Annotated in this window: 11 protein-coding genes; 3 read left to right on the forward strand and 8 right to left on the reverse strand. The window is 43.9% G+C overall.

From position 1 onward, the window contains the following. A complete protein-coding gene (locus ACGHAV_RS02060) occupies positions 1-762 on the reverse strand; it encodes a Nif3-like dinuclear metal center hexameric protein (RefSeq protein ID WP_390375742.1) in 762 nt (253 codons plus the stop codon). A gap of 257 nt (positions 763-1,019) precedes the next feature. Between ACGHAV_RS02060 and ACGHAV_RS02065 the strand changes: the two genes are divergently transcribed. Next, positions 1,020-1,379, forward strand: a complete 360-nt coding sequence (locus ACGHAV_RS02065) for a hypothetical protein (protein ID WP_334014422.1) — start codon at positions 1,020-1,022, stop codon at positions 1,377-1,379. 66 nt (positions 1,380-1,445) lie between these two features. Here ACGHAV_RS02065 and ACGHAV_RS02070 read toward each other — a convergent pair whose 3' ends face one another. From ACGHAV_RS02070 to ACGHAV_RS02085, 4 genes are all read right to left on the reverse strand, one after another. Next, the gene (locus ACGHAV_RS02070; protein ID WP_390375745.1) at positions 1,446-2,090 is read right to left on the reverse strand and encodes a TetR/AcrR family transcriptional regulator; all 645 of its coding nucleotides are present in this window, start codon (positions 2,088-2,090) and stop codon (positions 1,446-1,448) included. 63 nt (positions 2,091-2,153) lie between these two features. Then, a complete protein-coding gene (gene sohB, locus ACGHAV_RS02075) occupies positions 2,154-3,173 on the reverse strand; it encodes a protease SohB (RefSeq protein ID WP_390375748.1) in 1,020 nt (339 codons plus the stop codon). 125 nt (positions 3,174-3,298) lie between these two features. After that, a complete protein-coding gene (locus ACGHAV_RS02080; RefSeq protein WP_390375751.1) occupies positions 3,299-5,827 on the reverse strand; it encodes an acylase in 2,529 nt (842 codons plus the stop codon). A 241-nt stretch (positions 5,828-6,068) separates the two neighbouring features. Further along, positions 6,069-8,675: a VolA/Pla-1 family phospholipase gene (locus ACGHAV_RS02085; protein ID WP_390375753.1), complete on the reverse strand. Its 2,607-nt coding sequence runs from the start codon at positions 8,673-8,675 to the stop codon at positions 6,069-6,071. Positions 8,676-8,979: 304 nt separating this feature from the next. On the opposite strand from ACGHAV_RS02085, the gene ACGHAV_RS02090 reads away from it, so the two are divergent. Next, complete coding sequence (locus ACGHAV_RS02090; protein WP_390375756.1) at positions 8,980-9,726, forward strand: YciK family oxidoreductase; 747 nt, start codon at positions 8,980-8,982, stop codon at positions 9,724-9,726. Between the two features lie 84 nt (positions 9,727-9,810). On the opposite strand, the gene glnS is transcribed toward ACGHAV_RS02090, so the two are convergent. Next, positions 9,811-11,478 (reverse strand): glutamine--tRNA ligase, encoded by a 1,668-nt coding sequence (gene glnS, locus ACGHAV_RS02095; RefSeq protein WP_390375759.1) that lies wholly within the window; start codon positions 11,476-11,478, stop codon positions 9,811-9,813. Between the two features lie 247 nt (positions 11,479-11,725). Between glnS and ACGHAV_RS02100 the strand changes: the two genes are divergently transcribed. Further along, positions 11,726-12,748, forward strand: coding sequence for a LacI family DNA-binding transcriptional regulator (locus ACGHAV_RS02100; protein WP_390376044.1), 1,023 nt, complete (start codon positions 11,726-11,728; stop codon positions 12,746-12,748). Between the two features lie 99 nt (positions 12,749-12,847). Here the strand turns inward: ACGHAV_RS02100 and ACGHAV_RS02105 are convergent, their stop codons facing one another. Both ACGHAV_RS02105 and ACGHAV_RS02110 read right to left on the reverse strand, forming a co-directional pair. Further along, positions 12,848-14,548, reverse strand: a complete 1,701-nt coding sequence (locus tag ACGHAV_RS02105) for an alpha-amylase family glycosyl hydrolase (RefSeq protein ID WP_390375762.1) — start codon at positions 14,546-14,548, stop codon at positions 12,848-12,850. Next, entirely contained in the window at positions 14,549-16,030 is a 1,482-nt protein-coding gene (locus ACGHAV_RS02110) for an MFS transporter (RefSeq protein WP_390375765.1), read from the reverse strand. Positions 16,031-16,050: the final 20 nt, after the last annotated feature.

The raw sequence follows: 16,050 nt of genomic DNA on the forward strand, positions 1-16,050 counted from the left end.
TTACGCCGGATTGTCTATATCGATAAACTCAACGTCGATATCAAAATGGCTGTGCAAATGCTCTCCCAATGCTTTAACGCCATACCTTTCAGTTGCATGATGCCCGGCTGCAAAAAAGACAATGCCCATTTCTCTTGCCGTATGGATGGTTTGCTCAGACACTTCCCCTGTTACAAACGCATCAACACCTAGTTCTGCCGCTTGTTCTATAAAGTTTTGACCACCGCCCGTGCACCAAGCCACTGTTGATATCGGAGCAGAGCTATCTCCTTCGGCTAAAACGCTTCGCTTTAACACTTCGGATAATTTTTGTTGTAGTGATGCTGTGGTGTGTTCAGATTCAAGCTTTCCATGCATTACTACACCGCTTGGTTTTGCGTTTGCAGCAGCTGTTATGTCTGATGCACCTATTAACTCACCAAGTTGACGATTGTTACCTAATTCGGCGTGCACATCTAAAGGAAGATGGTATGCAAAAAGGTTTATGTCATTAGCTAGCAATGACGCAATACGACGCTTTTTCATACCTACAATAGGTTGGCTCTCTCCTTTCCAGAAGTACCCATGGTGAACCAATAGCGTGTCGGCCCCCTTGGCAATGGCTGCATCAATTAACGCCTGAGATGCCGTTACGCCTGTTACGATTTTCTGCACACGGCTGCTACCTTCCACTTGAAGTCCGTTGGGGCAATAGTCTGCTATTTCATTAGTTCGTAGCAAGCTATCAAGGTATGTTTTTAATTCAAAAGACGTTATAGACACAAAACCTCCGGTTGAAAGTTAGACAAATTGTTCAAAAAGCGTTATAAAAACACGCGAACGTTTACCATTATACCCTGTAATGCAACAAACGTGTGTATACGTAACAGCGAATAGAGTGTCCCATTAAAAACGGTAAAGTGCAGTTGATATGAATTTGCACTATGGTGATTTGGCACTCACCACGCATTGTTTTTATTGCAGCATATATTGAAACGCCAAGCGTTCGTCATCTAAACAAAATAAAGAGCATAAAAAGCATGGCAAACCTAGACAAAGACAAAGTGATTGCAGACTTCACGAAAGCGTATACCAATGCCAACGGTAAGGCGCCAAGTATTGAAGCTAAAAGCGGCTGGTACAGCGTTGATGGTGGTAAGAATGTGCGTTTAGCGCAAATTCAAGAAATGACTGAAGCGCTGTCAGGTGGCGTTGCTGAAAAAGTTGAAGCGCCAGCGGCCAAAGCACCAGCAAAGAAAGCTGCTAAACCTGCTGCAAAGCAAGCAGCTAAACCTAATAAAGCGGCGAAAAAGAAAGCGAAAAACAGTGGGTTTTCTGTAAAAGATTTTTGGGCAGAAAAACTTAAAGCTGAAGCACCTGGCGCCATACTTCCGCGCTAGTGTACCAAGCGTTCCCTTGATTATATTTTGGGGAACGCTTAACACGCTATAAACAACATGCGCTAGCTATACAACGTCCTCAAGCGCTACACTCCCAGCAAGTCCTTGTGCGACGAAAGGCACTAACTGGTGCATAACCTCTCCTATTTCCACGTGTTTATGAAAATCTGACTCAGCTATTTCCGTAAGTGCCTGACTAGATGTCATAGAAAATACAAAGCTACCTATGGCAAAGTGCATTCGCCAAAAAAGCGTTTCTTCTGGCAAGGTAGGCAAACAGCACTGAATGCCACTAACCAACGCTCTTATGCATTTGCCATAATCGTTCATTATAAAACGACGTAAATGCCCCTGTGTTTCGTTGTATCCTCTTCCAAGTAGCTTTACAAACGTTGCTGTGCCATTTTCAGACACAGTATTTAAATTAAGCATGGGAGGAATAAGAGAGAACAGCAACAACTCCACGCCGCGAGTGCCTTCCTCAACCCCCAACGAAGCAAGACTTTTTTCAACATCTGGCATGAGTTGATCGAAATAGCGTTTAAAAACCGATTGGATCAGGTTTTTCTTGCTTCCAAAATGGTAATTAACAGAAGCCAGATTTACCTGCGCACGGTTTGTTATTTCACGCATAGATGTTTGGGCAAACCCTTGTTCTGCAAACAAGAATTCAGCCGCATCTAGAATGTCGTTTTTTGTGTGGCGTGCCATATTTTTATTATCTTGTCGTTTTTGTTATGTATATCAACACAGGGCAAAGCCCTTAACTGTTTTCTAAAACCAGTGGCGAGCTTTATTCATTCCTTTCATAAAAATACGCTCAACTACGCTTGCTGCAGACATGCCCAGTTTTTCAGCAACATTCTTTTTAATGGCATACTTAACGCTGAAAATTTCTCGTTTAGGATAGTGCGAAAGAATGTAGTCGTCAGACGTTGCTATTTCATCTACTAAACCAAGCTCTTTTGCTTTAACACCAGGCCAATATTCCCCGGTAGCAACCTTATCGATGTCCATATTAGGTCTTTGACTATGAACAAAATCTTTAAACAGAACATGAATCTCTTCAATTTCTTCTTTAAATTTTGCTCTACCCTCGTCATTATTCTCTCCAAACACAGTTAGCGTGCGTTTAAATTCACCCGCGGTGTGTTGTTCAAATTCAATGTCGTTTTTCTTCAATAGTTTGTTGAAGTTTGGAAGCTGCGCCAACACGCCGATACTTCCAATATAGGCAAATTGTGAGGCAATTAGTTTATCACTCACACAAGCCATCATGTATCCGCCGCTCGCGGCTACTTTATCTACGGCGATGGTAAGCTGAATTCCCTTGTTCTTTATACGCTGTAGTTGCGATGCCGCAAGGCCATAGCCATGGACCACACCGCCGCCGCTTTCAAGGCGCACCAATACTTCATCTTTGGGCTCTGCAACACACAATATGGCGGTAACTTCTTCACGTAGATGGTCTACTTCACCTGCATCCATTGAACCATTAAAATCAATAACGAATAAACGGGACTTCTCTTCACTGTCTTGCTGTTTGTTTTTCGCTTTTGCTTCTTTCTTTTGCTCTTTTGCAAGTTTTTTCATTGCCGTTTTATCTAGCAAAACTTGCTTGGCATATTGCGTAACGTCTTTCAATTGATCAGAGATTGACGTGATCTCAAGATGCCCTTTTCCCTGTTTTTGTTTACTTGCTGCACCAACTATTGTGGCCACAACCACAACAAACGCCACTACCAAGGTGACTGCTTTAGCCACAAACAAACCGTATTCGTACAAAAACTCCAAACTACACTCCTAGTAAAACAAAAGGGGAAACCTCCCCTTGAACGTAAAACGCGCTTTCAATATACCTACAACAAACATCGAAAGCGCGATACTTATAGATTTGCAGTTATAATAACAGCCTCAATTTATTCTGACGATAGTGTTACCGTTTCAATTACGTTTGCGGCAATTTCTTCTTCAGTAAAGTAAATATCGCGCAATGTAGGCTGCTGCGAATAAAGGCGAGTTTGATCTAGATAATGCTCGCTATCAGCTTGACGCGATTGTGAGTATGTCAAAATACCTCTTCCTTCTGGACCCTCGTCGGTAAAGCTAATAACCATTGCCCAGCTGGTACCATAATTAATGTGATAGCCCTGTGCTTCAGCACTCATAATGGTACTGTTATTTACCCTTGCGTACTGATGACGAGGAAGTAAGGTCTCGTCTCTACCTGTAATGGTATCAAACACATTGAAGCCACCTTCAACGTTGTGTGCACCGCCCCACGGTAACTTTTCACCTGATGGTGCGCCATTTGGCAGACTGCGCTCTACAAACTGCACGTCACCAAACTCTGCATCAAAAGCAACGCCAGCAGCTTCAATGACTTGTACAGCCCTTGCGAACTGTTCAAGGGTAGTATCATTCTGCAATAGCCCAGTTGGTGTTGTCACAGGTGCTTCAAGTGAGAACGGCACTTCCCACTGCGGAGCACGTCTAAATTCGAATGCAAATTCTCTGAACACATGAGCGCCTATACTTGCGGTGTTCATTGTTCCATCCCACCCAGCCAACGCATTACACGCTTGTGAAATATCTACATCCGTTTCATCTACGTTAACCGGCGTATCCCCTTGGGTTGTGCAGGCTTCAAGCAAACTAGGCAACACATCTTCAGCTAAATAGCTTCTGTTGTTCAATAACAACGCCTCTACTTCTTCTGCAGTAAAAGTACCGTCGCTGCCCGCTTCATTTTCAATAAACTTCTGTCCCATTCTAGACCGTAGCGATTGTTGATTATCTACATTGCCATACATGGGGTTTGCTACTCTTATCGGCGACGAAAGATTTGTTAACCAATAGCTATCGTTCGAATTTTGAACCGAGTCGGTACCTTCATATTTTGGTGCCTCTTCATACGGTACAGGGCCGTCAAAATCAAACTGTGAGATATTACCGGGTAATACCGTAAAACCTGCCGCCGCTTTAGTTTGAATAAGTAACGGATTGGAAGTGAGCTGCTCTATGGCTACATCCGTTAAGTTAGGTACAGTAGAGTCATCTATGTAGAAAACTTGGCCGTCACTTGACGCCGCCATCGTGTTATTGAAAATAACGCCATCATAGTCTTTGAATGCTTGTTTAAACTCATCCATTGACGTTGCCATGTTCATCGCTAACCAGTGATCAACAATGTCAAAATTCGGCAGGTTAGCGTCTTTAATTGCAAAAGCATTCGTGTCGTTCCAATCGAAGTTCCCTGGTACTTCAATCATTGGGCCGTAATTAGTGAAATAGGCCGTTTTATTGAGCTTAATGGTTTGCCCAGGCGCAACGGCAACGTCTATTTGCATTTCTTTTTCATAAATGGTGCGACGATTGCCATCTACAATGTGAGTTAACCCAGCCTCATCGTCACCATCAAGGGTTAGTTGATAAACGACAAAATGTTCTGCCGTTGAAAACGTGTGTGTCCACGCAACATTTTCATTAAAACCAATATTTACTGCACCAGGTAGCCCCATAAGTGAACTACCGGTCACATTTAAATGCCCTGGAACTTGTGCATGAAAATTCCAAAAGCGAAGGTTCCCTGTGTGAGGAAAATGCGGGTTACCTAGAACGAGCCCTCGACCATTAGTGGTTTTATCACTGCCTAACCCCCAACCATTTGAGCCCATGTCCTGCGGATTTCTATCAGGAACATCAACGTCTATAGACGGTGTCATACTAAGCGCTGATGCTACCGCTGCTGGTGTTGCTGCAGCTGGTGTAGGTAAATAGCTCTCACCTTCTGGCGCTGCCAAAAACATTGGGCCTAGGAAATTAGACGCACCAGGCAATAATGCAACACCCAATGAGTAAGTAAGCAGATCAACACTATCAATGTCTGTTACCCATGGCTGACCCGCACATTGTGGGTCTTGATCTTCAACGGGTGTCTCGTTTAGATATCGATTGTATCCAGCCGTATAACCTTGGAACATTGCGCGAGAATTGGCAGACATACGCGGTAAATTTTCTTCTGCAAGTTCTCTTACACCTAACGTTAAATAGCCAAAATCATTTATGAGATGTTCAGAGTCGCCACTGCCTGGTACGCGATCAGGACCAAAAAATCTGGCACGCTGCGAATTATATTTAACAATTTGATCAGCAAGTACGCACATGTTGTCGCGCGCAAACGCATATCCAACACCGTAGGCCATGCTTTCTAGACTATCTGCTTTAACATGAGGGACACCATAGGTTGTCCAACGTATCTCAGCCTCTAACTCGCCATTCGCAGCAAATGATGGGATGGGTGTGGGAGTAGGCTCTCCAACAGGTGGTGTAGGTTCAACCTGCTGAACATTATCAAAATCGTTATCATTACCACCACAGGCTGTAAGTAATGCAGTAACTGAAAGCGCCACTAATGATTTAGCAGGATTGAGCTGGATAAATTTCATCTTCTTTATTCCCTGAATTGATGTTAACTCTCGAGATATTCCATTTTTAACCTTGTATCCCCTCGCCCATGCAAGCAAAAAAGAAACAAAATGATGTAGTACTAATATATGGTAAAACACCTCAACAGATCCGACCAATTAACACTACATTAACATAAAATAACATTCAATTAGGATTGCAGTTTAGGCATAAAAAAAACCGGCAAATGCCGGCTTTTTAAACAAAGAGTGTAATTAACTATTAGTTAGAAATTACGGTTGTATCTGTAATAGGTAGCGCTGCTGCATCAGAAGCGATGTAGCCAGCCACTTCACGCTGCATTTCAGCTGTAACTGCAGCATTTGCAGTAGGACTTAAGCTTGATGCATGTGCACCACTATTGAACAACACAAGACCGCTCACAGGGTCAGCGCTTGGACCTTGTGTTTCAACAACTTGGTCTAGACCGATAATTTGCGCTAGTGGTAGCTGACCAGACATTGGTAACGCAGTAGACACTGGAATTACTTGGTCTGGGAGGTTTTCTTCGCTTCCATCGCCCACAACAGTCATCATATGAACAGGCGTTGTCTCACCTAAAACAGTAGCGTAGTTAGTTGGGTCACCAGCGTCCATCACCGTTTGAGCTGCAAACGCAAATTCAGCAAACACGGCATTTACCGCTGCAAGCTGTTCTTCAGTCGCGTTGGCTTCAAACGCGTTAACTGCTGCAACAAGCTCTGCTTCAGAAACATCTGCAGTGCCATAAAGCTCTACGAGTAAACCTACGAACTCTTCAGAAGCCTGTGACATTAATAAACCTCGAATAAGAGGGCCAAACGCCGGAGACTCAAGAAGGAACTGAGGTAAACCGCCTCCAGGAGATTCTAGTGATGCTTGTTTAATTGCATACATACCGTCAAGTGCCGCAAGATCGCCGCCCATTGTAGTGTTTGCTACAGATGCAGTGTTACCACCTGTAATCGCACCTAGTGAAACACCCATAATTGAAACACGGCTTGTATCAAACTTAACGCCCTGCATAGCTGTTGTATCAACAACTGCATTTAACCCCAGACGCAAACCTAAAAGGTCTGAAACACTTTGACGAAGGTTATCACGCGCTGTAGGTAAGCTAGCCAAGTTCATATAGTGCGTTGCACTAACTGTGGTTGCGTTAAGGTCGTCATTACCGTCACCATCTAGGTCAAAACCACGGCTGCCGTGTAATGGTTGATCGATAGCAACCGATGCAATACCAGCAAGTGATAACGTACCAGTAATAGCAAGCATGTCTTCTTTTTGGCTAGTAATACCGTGAGCTAAAATAACCACGGGCCAACCCGCTTCAGGCATTGCAATTGGGAAACCAAGTGCTCCTGCAATAGCTGGGTTTGGAACAGTTACCTGAACATCTAGCTGTTCAGTGCCCATGTTACCGCCATTAGGCTGAGGGTATGGGTTGAATTTAGTAATGTTACGTGCGCTATCTAATTTTTCACCATTTACGCGCAAATCTGCCAAGCCAAGTGCACTACACATTTGTGCATTTGGACCAGGCGTCGCTGCGGCTAGCACTTCCTGAGGTGCACCAGCAAGAACGATTCCGCTATCACACGCTGCTTGCCAGAACGTATTCACCGGTGCAAGTGGGTTTTCAGCACTTGGGATACCAGAGAAGTATGGAAGCGAAATGTTACCTTCATAGCGTGTTGCTGCACAGAATGGACCAGCTTGCGCCAGGATGCCCGTAGAAACTGCAATTGCGAAGTCGTTTACTGGCCCCCACTGCGCCGCTAGTTGACCACTTACTGTGCCAACAAGGCCTGCGCAGGTTTGAAGCGCGCTAAAGTCTGTTGCATCAATTGCAGGAATGAGTGGCGCCGCCTCTGGTGGTAAGCCTTGCTTACCTAAAGCAACAGCACCAGCAACAGTTTCAGCAGTCACTAGGTTCAACGCTTCCATAGCGGTTGGCGCTGAATCTACATCACCTACAACAATGGCAGGTAGTGCCTGCCCAGCTGTTGGGTCGCCAGCCGCTGCACGTGCTGCAAATTCGCTAACCATCACTTTCTTAATGGTATCAAGTGAATTCGCGATTGACTGAGTTGTAAACGCAGAAACATAAGTAATGTCTTCACGCTCAAAACCTGCACCTAGAAGTGGATTAACTAGTGAGTTAACTAAGCCTTGTAGCTGAAGCTGGCTATCACTTGAAAGTGGGTTCGTATTGATATCTTGACGCGTAAGCTCCCATGAAGAAGAGCCCTGAACAGACTTGCCTGAAGAGTCCTTCAAGTCAGTCGTCATAACAAGCATGTAGCCTTGAGCTGGCTTAAGCGGTTTCAACGGTACGAACTGTACAGTGTTGTTATCTGCTAATGTTAAAACATAATCAACGCCGAAAGTAAGCTGATCGCCTAACTTACACCCAGCTGAAGGTGTAGTAATTTGTGCGCAGTCAGGGTCAGACTGATCAAGACCTAGCGTTGCTTCATACAGTAAAATACCTGCAGAAAGCGTAGAAGCGTCAAGTGATGCACCAGCAGGCGTGTCAACATTAATCACAAACGGATGTTGTGTAGACCAGCCGTCTAAGATATTAAGTGCATTTTGTGGGTCACTGAAGTCTGTTGGGTCAGCTACAGGAATATTAAGCGTATAATCGAAGAACCCATCGTCGCCAGGGAGCATCAAAAGGTCATTAGGAATGTTTAAGTTCCCAGCTGCTGGGTCGAATACGACTCTAGAAAATGGCGTTTGGATTTCTGTATCGGCTTGAATGTCGTCAAGGGTTTCATCGGAGCCACCACAGCCTGCTAGACCCAGCGCAAGGGCCACACTGGAACTTAATACGAGTTTTCTCATCTCTACTCCCTACAAGCATTGTTGTTATTTTTGTTAAAATCGAATGTTTATAAAAATGTGTGCCTTTGTATCCTGATAAGACACAAAAATCGACTTCAAACATGTTAGACCAGTTGTATCTAGCTCAATCTTATTGACTTTGTTGCAACTTTGCAAAGTTTTGTTAACCAGTTTTGTTAACTTTTTTTACGTTCACCACGTTTTTTGAATCATTGTTTTACTTGTGCGCCAGTGTGAGTATGATCGGGCATCATTAATATTGCTAAAATTTATTGCATTTATCTTACGGATTCTAAGGAAAAAAATGAACGACTATGTTGCCCCACTGCAATTACTCAATAACAAAGTCATCCTTATTACTGGCGCTGGTGACGGTATTGGCGCAGAAGCAGCAAAGACCTACGCTAAATACGGTGCAACCTGCATCTTACTGGGTCGCACTGTTTCGAAACTGGAATCTGTTTACGACGACATTGTGAATGCCGGAGGCGCAGAACCTGCTATCGTGCCGCTTGATTTGAAGGGTGCTACACCTAGCCACTACCAACAAATGGCACAAACTATCATTGACCAGTTTGGTCGCCTTGATGGTGTATTACACAACGCATCGGTTTTAGGTCATTTAAGCGCATTTAAAGATATTGATTCGCAAGAGTGGCAGGACGTAATGCATACTAATGTGAATGGCATGGTTTTCATGACCCAAGCACTTATTCCGGCGCTTGAAAAAGCAGATAAAGCCTCGGTAATATTTACTACGTCTAGCGTTGGCCGCAAAGGTCGTGCTTTTTGGGGTACTTATGCGGTTTCAAAATTTGCAACAGAAGGTGTTATGCAAACCCTTGCTGATGAATATCAAAACAAATCGCTGCGCTTTAACTGTATAAATCCTGGTGGCACTCGAACAAATATGAGAGCCCAGGCGTTTCCTGCCGAAAACCCTAATACGTTAAAAACACCCGCTGATATCATGCCTATGTATTTATATCTTATGGGTGATGATAGTTCAGATGTTAACGGCCAGTCACTAGACTGTCAGCCAAAGCGTTAAACGCCAAAATGTAAACGCTCACAAAAAAGCCGCGTAATTCACGCGGCTTTTTTTTATTTGGTAAAGCGATAAGCAGACTAAGTGCTACTCGCCAATCTTCGCCCATGTATCGCGAAGACCTACTGTGCGATTGAACACAGGCTTTTCGTCAGTGCTGTCTTTATCAACACAGAAGTAACCGGTTCTTTCGAACTGCCAAGCACCAACATCTGGTACATTGTTGGCCAAGCCTGCTTCTACCCATCCTGTTTTGACTTCAAGTGACTCAGGGTTAATTGCGTCAGTGAAATTTTCTTCAGCCGCTGGGTTAGGTACGTTGAACAGTCTATCGTAAAGTCTGAACTCAGCGGGTTGACCTGAAGCTGCATCTACCCAATGAATTACGCCTTTCACTTTACGTCCGTCTGCTGGATCTTTGCCGAGCGTATCAGGGTCGTACGTGCAGTAAACCGTTGTAACGTTTCCGTCTTCATCTTTCTCAACACGATTTGCTTTTACTACATACGCATTACGAAGACGTACTTCTTTATCAAGCACCAAACGTTTGAACTTCTTATTAGCCGATTCGCGGAAATCTTCTGCTTCTATATACACTTCTCGACTGAAGCCGATATTGCGTGTACCCATTGTTTCATCGTTAGGATGATTAGGTGCAACCAGTGTTTCAGATGTTCCTTCCTCGTAGTTTTCAATAACCAGCTTGATAGGATCTAACACGGCCATCGCGCGCGGCGCGTTGGCATTAAGGTCATCACGAATACATGCTTCCAACATAGACATTTCAACCATGTTGTCCATTTTCGTGACACCAATTCGCTTACAGAATTCAACTATTGAACCAGGCGTATAGCCACGTCTACGTAAGCCAGCGATGGTTGGCATACGCGGGTCATCCCATCCATTAACGTGGTTTTCTTCAACTAATTGAATAAGACGACGCTTGCTAAGAACAGTGTACTCAAGGTTCAAACGAGAGAATTCGTACTGACGTGGCGTACAGTCTATTGAAATATTTTCAATTACCCAGTCGTAAAGTCGACGGTTATCTTGGAATTCAAGTGTACATAAAGAGTGCGTAATGCCCTCAATGGCATCAGAAATACAATGCGTGAAGTCATACATTGGGTAAACACACCACTTATCACCTGTTTGGTGATGGTGAGCATGTTTTACACGATAAATAACCGGGTCGCGCATGCACATGAACGGCGATGTCATATCAATCTTAGCACGTAAGCTACACTCACCCTCTTTGTAGTCACCCGCAGTCATTTTTGCGAATTCGCGTTTATTTGTTTCTACATCAGTGTCGCGATAAGGGCTGTTTTGACCTGGCGCTTTCAACGTACCGCGCATCTCACGCATTTCATCTTGAGATGAAAAGTCGACATACGCTAGACCTTTGTCAATTAACTCGTTGGCATAAGCATGAAGCTGGTCAAAATAATTTGACGAGTAACGCGCTTCGCCATCCCAGCTAAAACCTAACCACTCAACGTCTTCTTTAATCGAGTTAACGTAAGTAATATCTTCTTTTGCCGGGTTAGTGTCATCAAAACGTAAATTACACGTACCTGTGTAATCTTGAGCAATACCAAAGTTTAGACAAATTGATTTCGCATGACCGATATGGAGAAAGCCATTTGGCTCTGGCGGGAATCGTGTCTTAATAACGTCGTGAAGACCACTTGCTAAGTCTTTATCGATAATTTGACGGATAAAATTGGTCGGACGATGTTCAGTCTCGGCCATTCGCATGTTCCCCTTGTGCACTGAATACTTAAAATTTTCGCTGAGTATAACACTGTCGCAATTAGAACAACCATGTTTTATTGCGTAAAGGGCTTACAAGTGACGGAATATAAAGCACGGATCACATTAGGCATGTTAATTTGCTCTATTAAAGCGCTTACAAGCTACCAAAAAACATGTAACTACAGAAAATTGTGGTAACCTAATCACGATGACAACAGTGTCGTTGCAGCAAAACATGGTGTCTATGAAAGAAAAAGCAACCTCTTTTGATATTGCCCACTTAGCCGGCGTTTCTCAATCTACAGTCTCAAGAGCATTAAACAACAGCCCTCTGGTAAATCAAGAAACCCGCGATCGCGTTCAGCGCATCGCTCGTGAACTTAATTACAAGGTAGATAAAAATGCCAGTAACTTGAGAAAACAAAAGAGTAGCACCATTGCCCTACTTCTTTTCGAAGATCCTACCTCTGACGACTCAATGATTAATCCGTTCTTCTTGGCAATGCTAGGCAGTATTACTCGTGCTTGTGCGCATGCGAACTATGACCTGCTTGTATCGTTTCAAAATTTGGAAGACGACTGGCACGCAGAATACGAAGACTCTAATAAAGCTGATGGCATAATATTGCTGGGATATGGTGACTATACTGATTATCAAACCAAAGTGGCGCAATTAGAATCACAAGGCACACACTTCGTGCGTTGGGGTGCCCCTGATGCCGCACACCCGGGTGTAAGCATTGGTTGTGATAATTACCAGGGTGGTCATAGTATTACCGAACATTTAGTTGCGCTTGGAAAATCGTCGTTTGCATTTATTGGCGATAACGGTGCGCATGCGCCAGAGTTTAAAGCGCGCTTTGACGGTTACTACGACGCATTGAAAAAACATAACCTTCATGAAACTAGCGTTCAACACAATGCCATTTCTACTGAAGACGCTGGCTCGCAAGCAGTGCGAGCACTACTGGAAAAAAACCAGTTACCGCAGGCGATTGTTTGTGCATCAGATCTAATCGCAATGGGTGTTCTGCGAGCCCTGCGTCAAGCCCAAATTAGTGTTCCTGACGATGTCGCAGTGGTTGGTTATGACAATATTGCAGTATCCGCCTACACCACGCCATCGCTGACTACAGTTCAACAAAACACCAAACTAGCTGGTGAACTGTTAGTTTCAACACTGCTTAAAGCTATTAATAATGAAGAAGTAGAAGACTTTCTTATGCCTGCAGATATTATTGTTAGGCAGTCTTGCGGCTCTGAATAAACAAAAAAGAATAGACTCGCGCTTTCAAACAACGCGCTGCAGAAAATAAAAAAGCACGGCCCAATATCTCAAGCCGTGCTTTTTTTATGATTAAGATTACTACTGACGCGACATTTGATCTTCTATCGTTTCAAGAAAACGTGCATCTTTTACTGTGTCATTTACAACCCATACTTGAACACCATTTGGTTGCACGCTAGCTTTTAGCCCATCACCTTCGCCAATGCGCTGCGTTTGACCACTAAGCTGCTCTTTCCAAGTACCAGCTTGCATGTAATCAGCAATATCGAACGTTTCAGTTGTATCACCCTTGTTCAACAATACCAACGCAATTTGCTGTGTATCTGCAGTTTGAACTACACGATAAAACGCTGCGCGATGACCGTTTAATTCCACATTTACCTGAAGGCCACGCTGTAAAGCAGGTGTTTGCTTCCTCACGTTAGCAATGGTTGTAAGCGCAGCATGAATAGCGTGTCCCTTCGCTTTTTCTATATTTTCTTGACCAACGTAGTTTCGGTTACCAGCATGCTCAGCCGTACCGCGCATGTAACCAATTTCTGACCCCATATAAACAACAGGGATCCCGCGTACGGTAAACAACCAGTTGTGGGCATTGATAAAGCCGTCATCCGTAGCGTTTATGCGCGCCATATCATGGTTATCGTAAAATGTCGTTAGGTCATATGGGTTGTGATACGGACCATGTGTTAGATAAAGCACTTCTTTTAAGTCGGCAAAATCAGTTTCTAATGGCTTTTCAAATACCGACACCATGGCTTTTTGCATTGGGAAGTCCAATACACTTACGCCACCATTTTTGGGTAGTGTATGTTGTGCAATAGCTTTGGCATCGTAATTAAAACTCTCACCGAACATAAAGAAATTCGGGTTGTTTTCACGAATTCTATCTGCCGCTTCACGCCAAAACGCATGAGGAACGTGTCTGATTGTATCGATTCTAAAAGCGTCGGCGCCCTGTGATATCCAGTACAAATAACTCTTAATGAGATAATCGCGAAGCGCTGGGTTTTCATCATCTAGATTTGATAGTTTTACAAGATCTGGATAGTTGTGAAAGAACGCATGTAACGGATTGTTCTTCGGGTCCAACTCTTCAGGCGCCAAGTTTTGGTGGTCAGCCACTAAATTACCGTTTTTATCATATAGTTCGCCGTACCCAGGCAAATCACTTTCCATAGTAAAACTAGGGCTTCCATGGTTGGCAACAATATCAAAAACTGATTTCAAACCAAACTGCTCGCGCATTGCAGTGGTGTACTGTTTTACGCTTAAGTCTTCGCTTGTCAAATGTTCATCTGGTTGGTAGAAGTTTGTAGCCCAATAGCCGTGATAGCCCGTTTTGCCACCATCTTTAAACGCACCACCATAGGTAATTGGCTCATCGCCATTAAAGGCATAGTCTGGATTATCTACCACTGGCGTCATCCAAACAGCAGTGAACCCCATATCTTTAATGTATTGTGCGTTGTTAAGAATCCCCTTTAAATCGCCCCCCATATAACCCACATAGGCTTTCTTGCCATCGGGCCCCTCTAAAGGAAGCTGCCATGTGGGGTAATCGCCCCCCTGGTTTTCATGGTTATTGGCTTTATCGCCATCGACAAAACGGTCGGTAACAACGAAATAAACCGCCTCACTAGCGAAAGGCGTAGTAGTTCCTAAAATATTCTGTGACTGCGCTACTGAGGATGTTGTTTTATCAACGGTCGTGCTTGCACAACCTACAACTAACAAACCAGAAAGAGCTACGGCAATTATCGAGCGCTTAGCTTTCATTTATTCAACTCCTTGTGTAGCGTTTGCGGTATGCGTATCAGTTTCTTTAACAAAGAATACTGCGATAGCACCAATAAGCATTGAGATACCAGCAACAACAATAATGTACTTGGCATCGTTATCAAAGACACTGCTTAAAATCCAACCTGCTGTTAAGCCAGACACAATTTGAGGCGCTGCAACAGTAAAGTTGAAGATCCCCATGTAAACACCGGTTTTGTTAGCAGGTAACGAGCCCGCCAGCATAGCGTAAGGCATTGCAAGAATTGCGGCCCATGCGATACCAACGCCAATCATAGGTATTAGTAGCTTCACGGCGCCAACTGGGACTGTTACTTCTGTAATTAGCAGGTCCACATTTACCATGGTTAAATCTTGGAACGCTAAGAAACTGACATAGCTTAAACCACCAAGTATAAGCGCCCCAGCGTAAACCGTTTTTCTGCCCAGCGTATCAGCTAGCTTGGCTAAGAAAATTGAAAAAATGGCTGCGAATACAGAATAAGCGGCGAATAGAATACCTACCCAATCACCAGCCGCCCCCATTGCAATACTAATTGATTCTGGAACAGTGCCAACAGACGCAAGGTATTCTGGGTCGTACCATTTCTTATCGATATTCCAAATATGTTGTGTAATTGCAGGCGTGGTGTAGACCCACATAATGAAAAGTGCAAACCACGAGAAAAACTGTACTACAGCAAGCTGTTTCATGGTTTTTGGCATATCCCGAACCAACTTAAAGAACTCACCAATTCGCTGAGATAATGGCGCTTTAGCTTCTTGTGGCTCAGCCGTATCTGCATCAAGGCCCTTATAGCGATTGTACTCTTCAGGTGCATATTCCTTAGTACGAATAACCGTCCAAATAACAGTACCTAATAGTACGGTTGCACCAACGTAAAACGCCCACACTACCGAAGGTGCTACTTCACCCATTTGCGCCGTATTTTCTAAACCAATCACGTTGGTTAGCACAAAAGGAAGAATTGAACCGATTACCGCGCCAATATTAATAAGAAGCGACTGAACAGAATACCCAACGTTACGCTGTGATGCCGGGACCATGTCAGAGACCAGTGAGCGGAACGGTTGGAAACATACGTTAAACGAAGCGTCCATTAACGCCACCATAAGTGCGCCCATTATCATTGGCGCAAGAAAGGCAACAAAAATTGGGGCATTAGGCAATAAAATCATGCCAATAAATGCAGCAATAGCTCCACCAAGAATGAACGGACGTCGTCTTCCTAAACGGTTCCACGTTCTATCCGATGCTGAACCAACAATAGGCTGAACAATTAAACCCATAATGGGAGCCACTAACCAGAAAAGCGAGAGTGAATGAAGGTCTGCGCCAAGGCCAGTTAAAATTCTACTTACGTTTGCGTTTTGTAAAGCAAATCCGAATTGAACACCCAAAAAGCCGAAGCTTACGTTCCATATTTGCCAAAAAGAAAGGCGTGGTTGAGAAGTCTGCATATAATGCTCTGTTATTAGTT

It is taken from the genome of Alteromonas sp. MTD1, from assembly GCF_042848195.1.
GTDB lineage: Bacteria > Pseudomonadota > Gammaproteobacteria > Enterobacterales > Alteromonadaceae > Alteromonas.

What these genes read in the sequence shown, in the direction of transcription:
- ACGHAV_RS02065 (WP_334014422.1), top strand. Translation starts at nt 1,020, where the DNA reads ATGGCAAACCTAGACAAAGACAAAGTGATTGCAGACTTCACGAAAGCG.
- ACGHAV_RS02070 (WP_390375745.1), bottom strand. Translation starts at nt 2,090, where the DNA reads ATGGCACGCCACACAAAAAACGACATTCTAGATGCGGCTGAATTCTTG.
- ACGHAV_RS02080 (WP_390375751.1), bottom strand. Translation starts at nt 5,827, where the DNA reads ATGAAATTTATCCAGCTCAATCCTGCTAAATCATTAGTGGCGCTTTCA.
- ACGHAV_RS02085 (WP_390375753.1), bottom strand. Translation starts at nt 8,675, where the DNA reads ATGAGAAAACTCGTATTAAGTTCCAGTGTGGCCCTTGCGCTGGGTCTA.
- ACGHAV_RS02090 (WP_390375756.1), top strand. Translation starts at nt 8,980, where the DNA reads ATGAACGACTATGTTGCCCCACTGCAATTACTCAATAACAAAGTCATC.
- glnS (WP_390375759.1), bottom strand. Translation starts at nt 11,478, where the DNA reads ATGGCCGAGACTGAACATCGTCCGACCAATTTTATCCGTCAAATTATC.
- ACGHAV_RS02100 (WP_390376044.1), top strand. Translation starts at nt 11,726, where the DNA reads ATGAAAGAAAAAGCAACCTCTTTTGATATTGCCCACTTAGCCGGCGTT.
- ACGHAV_RS02105 (WP_390375762.1), bottom strand. Translation starts at nt 14,548, where the DNA reads ATGAAAGCTAAGCGCTCGATAATTGCCGTAGCTCTTTCTGGTTTGTTA.
- ACGHAV_RS02110 (WP_390375765.1), bottom strand. Translation starts at nt 16,030, where the DNA reads ATGCAGACTTCTCAACCACGCCTTTCTTTTTGGCAAATATGGAACGTA.